This window comes from Pelotomaculum terephthalicicum JT, from assembly GCF_022410535.1.
GTDB lineage: Bacteria > Bacillota > Desulfotomaculia > Desulfotomaculales > Pelotomaculaceae > Pelotomaculum_D > Pelotomaculum_D terephthalicicum.
On sequence record NZ_JAKNBL010000014.1, the window covers coordinates 68860 to 78190 of the forward strand.

Annotated in this window: 9 protein-coding genes and 2 pseudogenes; 1 reads left to right on the forward strand and 10 read right to left on the reverse strand. The window is 47.4% G+C overall.

Annotated elements, in window-relative coordinates:
• Positions 1-12: 12 nt before the first annotated feature.
• The 10 genes and pseudogenes from cmr6 to L9W92_RS10280 all read right to left on the reverse strand — a co-directional run bounded on the left by cmr6 (position 13) and on the right by L9W92_RS10280 (position 8697).
• Positions 13-1122 (reverse strand): type III-B CRISPR module RAMP protein Cmr6, encoded by a 1110-nt coding sequence (cmr6, locus tag L9W92_RS10235; protein WP_240083660.1) that lies wholly within the window; start codon positions 1120-1122, stop codon positions 13-15.
• Positions 1119-1547 carry a type III-B CRISPR module-associated protein Cmr5 gene (gene cmr5, locus L9W92_RS10240; RefSeq protein WP_240083661.1) on the reverse strand — a complete coding sequence of 143 codons (429 nt, stop codon included), beginning with the start codon at positions 1545-1547 and terminating at the stop codon, positions 1119-1121. The genes cmr6 and cmr5 overlap by 4 nt, the downstream gene beginning before the upstream one ends.
• Complete coding sequence (gene cmr4, locus L9W92_RS10245; RefSeq protein WP_240083662.1) at positions 1540-2379, reverse strand: type III-B CRISPR module RAMP protein Cmr4; 840 nt, start codon at positions 2377-2379, stop codon at positions 1540-1542. The genes cmr5 and cmr4 overlap by 8 nt, the downstream gene beginning before the upstream one ends.
• Positions 2376-3542, reverse strand: coding sequence for a type III-B CRISPR module-associated Cmr3 family protein (locus tag L9W92_RS10250; RefSeq protein WP_240083663.1), 1167 nt, complete (start codon positions 3540-3542; stop codon positions 2376-2378). Before L9W92_RS10250 ends, cmr4 begins: the two co-directional genes overlap by 4 nt.
• Complete coding sequence (cas10, locus tag L9W92_RS10255) at positions 3542-5380, reverse strand: type III-B CRISPR-associated protein Cas10/Cmr2 (RefSeq protein ID WP_240083664.1); 1839 nt, start codon at positions 5378-5380, stop codon at positions 3542-3544. Before cas10 ends, L9W92_RS10250 begins: the two co-directional genes overlap by 1 nt.
• Positions 5380-6555 (reverse strand): type III-B CRISPR module RAMP protein Cmr1, encoded by a 1176-nt coding sequence (gene cmr1, locus L9W92_RS10260; RefSeq protein ID WP_240083665.1) that lies wholly within the window; start codon positions 6553-6555, stop codon positions 5380-5382. Before cmr1 ends, cas10 begins: the two co-directional genes overlap by 1 nt.
• A 126-nt stretch (positions 6556-6681) precedes the next feature.
• Positions 6682-7659, reverse strand: coding sequence for a CRISPR-associated protein Csx14 (locus L9W92_RS10265; RefSeq protein ID WP_240083666.1), 978 nt, complete (start codon positions 7657-7659; stop codon positions 6682-6684).
• Between the two features lie 222 nt (positions 7660-7881).
• A pseudogene (locus L9W92_RS10270) lies at positions 7882-8075 on the reverse strand (IS21 family transposase); the annotation flags it as partial.
• Positions 8076-8144, reverse strand: a pseudogene (locus tag L9W92_RS19505) (hypothetical protein); the annotation flags it as partial.
• Positions 8145-8337: 193 nt separating this feature from the next.
• Positions 8338-8697, reverse strand: a complete 360-nt coding sequence (locus L9W92_RS10280) for a hypothetical protein (RefSeq protein ID WP_240083667.1) — start codon at positions 8695-8697, stop codon at positions 8338-8340.
• 225 nt (positions 8698-8922) lie between these two features.
• Between L9W92_RS10280 and L9W92_RS10285 the strand changes: the two genes are divergently transcribed.
• Positions 8923-9331 (forward strand): transposase (locus L9W92_RS10285; RefSeq protein WP_240083668.1); only part of this gene is annotated, 409 nt, incomplete at its 3' end.

Here is a 9331-nt window from a genome sequence, read left to right on the forward strand (position 1 = left end):
CTTTCATCATTTCTAATGGCTGTTCAAAACGACTTTAATACGCTCAACTTTGGCCTGGTTTTTGCTGTTTGTGGGCTTTTCCCAATCTTTTGACTTGTTTTTTTGATACCACTCAGCCAGCAAACGGGCAATCTCCCGGCGGTCATCCCCCGAAGTATCGTTGTTTTCCATTCGATCCAGCCATTTCACTGTCATAGCTTTCATAAAAATATCCACATTGGGGTCTGTGTATCCGTCCTGGTCCATTTCCTGTCGGATCGGGGACATAGGTTGAGCGGCAGCCGCAGTTTTAAGGGCTTCAGACCGCTGCTTTAGCTCCAATACCGGAATATTATAATTCTTTTCGGGCTGGAAGCAGCCGTAGCCGGAAGCGGTTTTTGCTCCGGCCCCGATAGTTGCCAGAGCTTGGTCCATCCAACTAAAAACCTGCTGCAGATCAATAGCTGACTCTTTACGGGGAGCCAGACCAAAGACGAACAACTGGTCCTTGACTACCGTTAAATAGGGAATGGGTACCGGGCTATACCAATCCGCTGGTGGCTTCCCAGTTCCTGTATCCTGATAATACTCAGCATAATGCGGAGTCATTATTTCGATCTCCAGCTGAACCAGCCGCACCGGCAGAGCATCGAAAACAATAAGGCCTCCTGCTGCCGTTTCACTTTTATCCTTTTCCGGTCCAAACAGCCGGTTAACCTCAGATAAAGGCATATCCAACCAGTGCTGTACCCAAGCCCGCAATACCCCTTTCACCGAAGATCCCGGTAGGTATGGGGTTCCCAGTGTATGATGCCAGGTGAAACCGTTTTCCACCGGATGCTCATTACCCAGGCCGGTTACAAAACGGCTGGCGGTGCGATATACTCTTACTTCTCCGCCGCATGATCGGACCAGTGTTGAGTAACGCGATATTGCTTCATGCAATATCGATTCCTCACCACATTTTTTCCCGGTTACCGATGAAATCCATTTCTCTTTGGTTTTGTCCAAAGTCCATTGTTCTTTATCTATTTGCCAACGATTACACATCTTGTTATACCACAGGCCGACATTAGCCCAATCGGGGCGCTTTTCAAGCTTGCTTAGATCATCTCGGGCTTGGGCGTATAAAGGCAAGCTCATGACGGATCGCCCTCCTTTTGTTTTTTCAGGTAGGCCACCGCCAATTTTTTATGCCATTCCAGCCATTTCAGAGCTTCGACCCGGGCATGAATGTAAGAGTGCCTATCGCCTGCGGTTATGGCCTGCATCAGTTTATCCGCACCTTGATAAGGCGCTTCAGTAAAGCCCCGGCACAGCCAGTCTTGCAAATCTTCATAAAGACGATAGTGAGGATCGTTCTCAAATTTGCCGTCCTTTTTCTTGGATGCAGCCAACAGTGTCGCCGCAGCTTGCCCTAAGCCGCAATTCACAATAGTGGCCGGAAGAGTTTCAACATAGCCGGCGTATTTGTCTTTCCAATCTTCGCTGAGCTTACCGTCGTCCAAGATCCTATTGACTTTTTTCATAGAATCTTTGGCCCGCTCCAGATCCAGCGTCCTAGCCATTGGCCTGCCCCCCTTTCCAACAGGATACGGCGCACCAGCCCTGCCCGATGGTCTCATTACCTCCGATCTGCAAATAAGGATGGTCGTCGAACATACCCAGCAATTCCGGCAGCAGCGCTTCCTTTCCCAAACGCGGCAGCAGCAGGGTATAGAAAAGGGAATCGGCCGGAATGATTTCTTCATACCATAGATTAGTACTGGTTTTCCTCTTCTTGCCGAGCACATTGCGGGCATTGACCGGCAGGCCGGAACCGGCAAAATACTTGAAATCATCGTCACTGACGATAACCAATTGATTGACCAAGCGCTTTTGTACGGCTTGGTGGAGAACCAACGGCTTGATCGCCTCTGCCACGATTTCGATGGTTTTTTCATCTTGACTGACGGCAAAGGACAGCTCTTCTAGATATAGGTTTTTGCTGCCGACCGCTATGGCTTGGGCCTCCTTCAGCTGCGGGAGCCCAAATTCCTGTTTAAATCCGGCCAACTGCAGGTCTCTTTGAAAGCGTTCCAATACATAGGGGCAGGTGACCCAGCGGTAATTGGTGTTAAGGGATCTGACCGGGAGCAGCAGCAGCCTGCCGTCCGTAAGGGATATGCCCCCGGCCCCGTCGGGGGCGCCGAATATCAGATCTGTTTTGTCTTCAATAGCCCTTCGCCTGCACTCTGTTTCATAGGCGTCCCGCATAGCACCTTTCAAGCCTGAACTTATTAAAACCGGATATGATGTAGTCGCCTCCCGGGCTACCGGTAAATCCACCACCCCGCCGCTGGATTCGCTGCCGGGATGCAGACTGGTTTCTGCTAACAAACCCAAAATAATTGCGCTCATATCTTCTCCTCCCATCTTCCTATCAATATCTGACCGTAGCCGTACGCATTGCTAGACTTTTCTCCAATATATTGTCCATGCAGTTCAGCAACTGCGCTGGCTTCAGATGCATTGGCTTCAAAAAACCAGGTGCTGCCGGCTGGTATATAAGACCGCAGAGGACGGGGACGATTTACCTTAAGATCCCAACCGCCAATCTGCTTGGCTCTGCCGACACAGGCGGTTATGCAGGTGTAATTTATCCAGGGTTTTAAATCCTTGAGCGCCTTTTGCGTCTGCCCTTGATTCCCAAAATAACCGGGTGTGATTAAGGTTACCGTAAAAAGTATTTTGCCGTTCACCGCAGTCAATTCCGGCATAACCGGCAACTTGATCGAATCTTCCACTATGCTTAGTTCAGCCATCCTGCCTTCTCCGCCCAAATTCACAATATCGTTTTTTTGCCTTACAGCTTGGCTCCACTCTATGGGAATACCCTCAACGCCGACCACCACCCACACCTGTTTTTTTGTTCTGACCGTGTTAATGGCATAAAGGTTTTTATCCATAGCGGTTCGGGTATCGGATTCACGCCCGATCCCCACCTTGGCTTCACTCTTCCAGAGTTGATCGCTGCAAGTGACTCCATTGACGGGGATACAACCAGCCGGCTTGTCGACCATTGCGGTATAATCATCATCTTCCGGAACCCCGCCGGCCAGCACTTTTTCCATAGTTGCAACCGAAAGCCAGTATTTATCCATGGGTTTTGATCCACGTGCTCCAGCCGGAATAACCGGCAGTCTGACCTGGCCAAGATCGCAGGAAACTTTATCGCCGGGAAACAGGCGATGGTAGCTGGTCCTTTTGGGCGCTTCATCGTGCAAACGCAGTAAAAAAAGCGGTGCCGGTAAAAGCAACCTGTTATCATAATACAGATAAGAACCGCTCAGTCTTAAATCTCCCAGACTATCACTATCTCCCAATTCTATCGGCAAACGATCATCACCCGGCGTCCATCCCTGGCTCAAAGCCAGTTGATATCGTATCGCCCCCTGCAAGGTGGACATCAGGGGAGGAAAAACGCTGTCCTGCCCGCCCTGTCCCCCTTCACCGGCATGAAAGGGCGCTGCTCCGCGGAAGAAATAAGTATCCAGGGCTTTAAACTGCCATTGCACAGTCATTATAACGCCACCCCCTTTGTCGCCAGGAATTTGATGAACAATGCTCCGTCAAGGGAGAAAGCCTTTTTGTTTACCACGACTTCGCCCGCGCTATTCCTCCTCTGGCTTAAACATATGGATAGCAAGTCTTGTGCCAACTCTTCGGCTTTCTTGATGGAAATATCCATTTCCCTATTCCGGGCCAAATCAGCTGCTAATAACTTTGGAATATCGATCTTTTCAGGCAATTCGAAATAATTACCTCGTGAATTACCTAAAAGACGTCGGATGCCGTATAGCCAGCTGTTGCTTAATTGCTTGCTCCCGTATTGACCGGCTAACGAATTTACTTTCTCAATCACAGATACTTTATCGTCCCCGGCATGCCGCACCTCCCAGGGTACCGACCAGTTGATGACCGTTCCCCCGGTCTTCCATACGGCAACGGCCAAAGCATCGCGCCCGGTTTTCTCCTTGGCTTCTTCATCCAAAACCTGATGGGCTTTGCCGATAATCTGCCTCAAGGGGGCATGGTGGTGGGCGTAAACAATGGCCGCCGATATGGTGGCTTTGATCCCCACGGTTGTAAAGCATTTCGTATAACAATCGCGCAAGACCGCCGCGGCTTCCAGAGCTTTGTCCATGGGCAGCAGGGCCAGCACATCGTCGCCCCCGGCATATACGGTTACCCCTTGGTGCCCACTTATGATCCCCTCTACCCGGCCGCTGAAGTTTGACAGGGCCCGGCTGATATCGACCCGTTTGTCTTCCTGATCCAGCAGGCTGCCGATCCGATCGCCGTCCATGATCAGCAAAGCGTAGAAGGGATCAGCTTCGGTCTTAAACTGTTCGAGCAGCTCTGCCATATGGCGGCGGCATTCCTTGGATACATCATTCGGCCATAGGTTATCGTTTTCCAAGGTGGATTGGAAAAAACAGTTTCCATCCAGGTCAAAAAATTTACCCAATTCAGCATCGAGATCGTTTTTATTGAAGAAAGCGGCGCTGTTTTCATGCCCCAACATTTTCGGGTGGGCGGACCCGACCAACCTCCGGGCGGTTTCATGCTTCGCGGGATCGCTGATAATGCCTGACAACCAGGGAACGGCCGCCAAATAAGGCGTTGACGGATAATAAACAACAGCCCTGCCCGTCAATACATGGGGGAACAGCCTTTTTATGAGCGCAATACTACAAAGGCGTTCATCATTCCGGAGGTCTTCTCCCGGCGTTTTATCGCCCAATTTCTCCCAGAATCTGCGCTGCCTGCCTTTATCCCCTATCCGCATATAACTGGACAGCTCCTGCCAGTTACCCATCAAAGTGCATTTATCGCCCGGCTCTTCGGGGGGAATGTGGCTGCGCCAATTTTTGCGCCGGTCGAGCAGATCGGCATCCTCCCCGAATACCCAGCTCATTTCCCAGAAGTTTTTAACCTGCCGGTTCCATATTTCTTCGGTACCGCAGCCCCGCCCCGCAACCGGGGCCACGTATTTCTCCCATATCTGCTCTGCTATGGCTTGCCAGGCCTTATTAACCGCCTCTACACAACATTGCCCTTTAAAATCATCCGGTACCTGAGCCAAAAATCGGTTGGGAATGCTGCCGACAATTGGAAAACGACTGAGTTTGCCTTCCTGCCCAACTGCTAGGGCCTTCAGCAGAGGGTCGATAATATTGCCCCCAGTATCTCTTATGGCGGGAAACACAATCTCTCCTTCGCTATGTTTTAAGACCGCCAGCATGGCCTGACCGGTAAGGTAGGAGAGCAGAAACGATCCGGCCCAGAAATCCCGGGTCCGCCGGGCCTGCGCCACAAAGCTCTGCACCGGTCCCAGAGTAAACTGAAAATACCGCATTAAATCACCACCTCCAGCGCCTCAGGAATTCTGGCCAGAAAATCCGAGATTACCCGAGGGTCAAAATTACAGGGAGCCTTTGATTCCGTTAATATTTGTTTGTTTTTACGGACCACCATTTTTATGTGCTCCCCGTCCGGCAAAAATTTTGCCGGCAGACAGGCCAACACTGCCGCATACTCCTTCTCCAATTGATGAATGTGAATGAACAACGGGCTGGCGCGGCGCTCGCTTTGTTCTCCAGTAATATCAACCTGAGTTGATCCGAAAAAATAATTATGAGGTAATCCAAAGGCTACCCGTCTGGGATGTTTTCCCGGATCAGGATTTTGATTAAGAGACAGCAATAGGTCATGATCGGGAGCAAAGAATTGTTCCGCTTTTTCCTTACTCCCGGGCAGAGTATGATCTCCATCCTTGTTTCTTCTCCCATAACTTCTGTAGCGGATCATTTCCCGCCCGATGCTGTCCAGCAAGTTTATCGGATTCTGGCTGGTTTTCGACAGGATAATCCTGCTGGAGGAGGTAAACGCCGTGTACACCGGCAGGCCAGCTATATTTTTGATGCCAATAGACGTGATAAATTCCCGAATGGCATTATGCAATTCTTCCCGGGTACGCGGAGGTCTCCAAAGTTCTTTTCCTTCCTCATCCTTTAGCGACGTTAATGTTACCGATCCAAAACCGCGCCTTGACCTGGACCCCATCCCGCCAAACAGGGACAATGCTTTTATGGCCCGCTGCAGACCTTCAACATCCGCATCCTTTAATGGCGGGCGGAAAATGAAGCTAATGCTGATGGTAGAACCTTCCTGAATATAATTCCTTTGCACTTCACCTCTGAAATTCATTGCTCCATAGCCCAAATAACATATCCCATGCTTATTCTGTGCCCACCTGGCCTTGTCAGCATCAGCTATCGTTATTTGACCGGAGTTCGCCCTGACCAAAAATCCGGCCTGGCCGGTGCCGGTGCTGCCAAACAGCTTGGCTTCGGCTTTTCGTAAGGCAGGTATATTTAGAGCCAAATTCCCGGGAGCGGTGGCCCGGTACCAAAAGCGCAGCGCCCCCAATAAGGAAGGAATTCTGAATTCAGCCTGCTGTTGACTGTTGCCGGCCATGAACATAGGAGTTGTCACTTTAAATATGGTTTCAATTTTCTTCGCTCTTTTCATAGGGAATCACCTCTTTTGCTTTTAAGGTATTGGTTTCATAAACTGCTGTCTTATTGCCAAGAATATCATCATCAGTGCCAATAAGCATGGTAACCTAGTCATAAATTTAACTCTTTTTAAAAGCATCTAACCGATATCGTCTGTCCTCAAAGCAAAATACGGCGCCAATTCCGCAATCAGCACGCTACGCTCAACTCGGCAGTCGGGAAATTCTAACCATTCATGCATTTTTCCATAAATACTGGTCATTTGATTGACCACCGTACGTTCTTGCTTATGCAGATATCCAGCGATCATGGCATTGTCCCATCCCTGGCAAGCCAATTGGGCTACCTGGCGTTCGGCCTTGGATAACCAGTGTTCAACAAATTCCCTCCTGCGCCGCATCCTCTTGTCATCGATCAGTTTTTCCTGCCAGCGTATCAGATCCAGCGGAGAGGCAAACTCTTCCATTCCCAACAGCAATGAGGATTCTTCCCATCTCACTACAGGAACTTCGATAAGCAAATGGCTGTTAAGATTACTTATATGCATGTCTTGACTATTCCCTGGCTTCCAGCCTTCAGTGATCAGATACCACAATCGGTCCTCCGCTCTGAAAAGTATTTGTGCTACCACCATTGCCATAATACCCATTACCTTTCGGCCTCCGGATACAGACAGATGAATTTTTGCGCCTTTTTGCTTGTAATCTTTTATGACTTTATAAATAATTTTAAGCATGCTATTAACGTCATTGGCAGTGCGAAAATCATCCAGGGCAGTCTTTTCTCCGGTAATCAAAACCGACCTTAAAATGATTTTGGGGTAAAATTCCGATTCTATTTCACGTTGTATTTTCTCTATTCCACCCATTACCAATGGAGATTGAGTATAGAACAATACTACTTCATCAATATTACATCCTTTTAATAGAAGTGAGTCTAACACCAAGGTAATAACCTGTGGCTCCGTACCAACAGTTGCAATTAATATTTCCTGTTCCCCAAAAGCATTCATGCAATTCACCATCCAAATGAACATTAAATCAGTAAATTTACATATCATTTCCACATAATGTGTTAAAACTGTTTTAATGTGAAAGGAAGGGGTCTCTTTTAACACACATGGCTCAGGACAAAAAATGTACCTTTTTTCGGAAAAAACTTCTACTTGTAGTTAGCGAGGAAAATATGACAATCACCAAAACGCTGTTTTTCTCGTAGCTGAGGTGCTCATCCATCTCGGCCTCAAGCATCTTTTCCAGAACACCGGCAAACAAATTCTTGAGTTTCGCCGTCAAATCAGTGGGGGTTGAAGGTCTACAAACTTTTTATGCAGGTATTAGTTTAATTCCTCTAAAGGGCCCACATCGGAATAAGAAACAAAGAACTTTCTAACCGCCTCTTGCCCGCTTTCTCGACTTCACCTTTCTCATTGCCTTTACCCGGTCTACAGAAGTTGGCCTGATAAAGGTAATGGGTTCTAAGGGCTATGAATTGTTCCTGTTCTTCCCGCTTACTGCCCTGCATTATCTTTTTTTACTTACGAACAATACAGTTCCATTCATAGCCTTTGAATAAATCTCTTACAAGGAAAACTTCCCCTTGATTTCAGTTCTCTGTTTCTTTAATTGCATTATTTAAAAGTTCATTAACATCCGGCATCAAAGAACCTCCATATAATATCAATGAAAACAACATTGTTGAATATATAAATTATATCAACAATATGGATTTATTTCCATAAAGAAGAGAACATAAGCGCAAACCTATGTCCTCTTGTTCATCAGTTTTATTACTACTAAACCTGTACTTTTAGCTCTTGCCGGTATTGGGCATAATGGTCGCTTAATACATACTCAATAACCCATACTTTAGGTATCCTATAGGCACTGCGGATAAAAAAGTACTTTATATGGTTCCCATGCAAAATCTTTCGTGCCGTGGTTTCTCCAATGCCGCCCAACATAGCTCTGAATTCATCCAATGTAACGACATCAGGATACGGCTCAAAAAGCTGCTCGTAATATTCTTGATTTTTCACAGTCATCAACTCCTGAAAAGATTTGTCAATGGTAGGATGACTGTTACAATATTGGTTTTTGATTACTACACGTTCGACGTTCTGACGGCAAACGGTCCGGATATCCCTCCTGAACATCCCTCCAATATCCCTCCAACGTCCAAAATTGATGTCAAAACCGCTCTTTTGAGAGAGCCTTGGAGTGACGTGTGTTTCACGGTTTTAAGTGCCGCAAACCCGCATTATACAAGGGCACTGAAAAAGTCCGTTTGCAGCAATGCAGATGGACTTTTTGTCCAAAATTTTTGTCCAAAAATGGTATAATTATTCATGAAAGAAGTTGAGTGAGCGGGGGAATCAAAAATGCTCATCGAAAATACTCAAATGAAACTTTCGCAGTACCGTAGCCTTTACGATATTGTTATCCCTGGGAACCACTTTCTCCGGAAAGTTAAAGAGAACATTGATTTCAGCTTTGTTAACCCAATGCTCAAGAAACAATATTGCGAAACTTTTGGGCGTCCCGCCAAAGAACCGGAAATGATGTTCAAGCTGATGTTTCTGAAGAAACTCAACGACCTGTCCGATGAACGCCTGATTTCACAGGCAACTACGGATATGGCTGTCAAATATTTCCTTGATTTGGACCCGGAAGACCCAATGATTGATCCAAGCTTGATGACGAAATTCCGAAAAACACGAATTACGGAAGACATTTTGGAAGACATGCTGAAAGAAACCATCCGTCAGGCAATCGAAAAGGGGTTGATTA

What these genes read in the sequence shown, in the direction of transcription:
- cmr6 (WP_240083660.1), bottom strand. Translation starts at nt 1,122, where the DNA reads ATGAGCTTGCCTTTATACGCCCAAGCCCGAGATGATCTAAGCAAGCTT.
- cmr5 (WP_240083661.1), bottom strand. Translation starts at nt 1,547, where the DNA reads ATGGCTAGGACGCTGGATCTGGAGCGGGCCAAAGATTCTATGAAAAAA.
- cmr4 (WP_240083662.1), bottom strand. Translation starts at nt 2,379, where the DNA reads ATGAGCGCAATTATTTTGGGTTTGTTAGCAGAAACCAGTCTGCATCCC.
- L9W92_RS10250 (WP_240083663.1), bottom strand. Translation starts at nt 3,542, where the DNA reads ATGACTGTGCAATGGCAGTTTAAAGCCCTGGATACTTATTTCTTCCGC.
- cas10 (WP_240083664.1), bottom strand. Translation starts at nt 5,380, where the DNA reads ATGCGGTATTTTCAGTTTACTCTGGGACCGGTGCAGAGCTTTGTGGCG.
- cmr1 (WP_240083665.1), bottom strand. Translation starts at nt 6,555, where the DNA reads ATGAAAAGAGCGAAGAAAATTGAAACCATATTTAAAGTGACAACTCCT.
- L9W92_RS10280 (WP_240083667.1), bottom strand. Translation starts at nt 8,697, where the DNA reads ATGTTCAGGAGGGATATCCGGACCGTTTGCCGTCAGAACGTCGAACGT.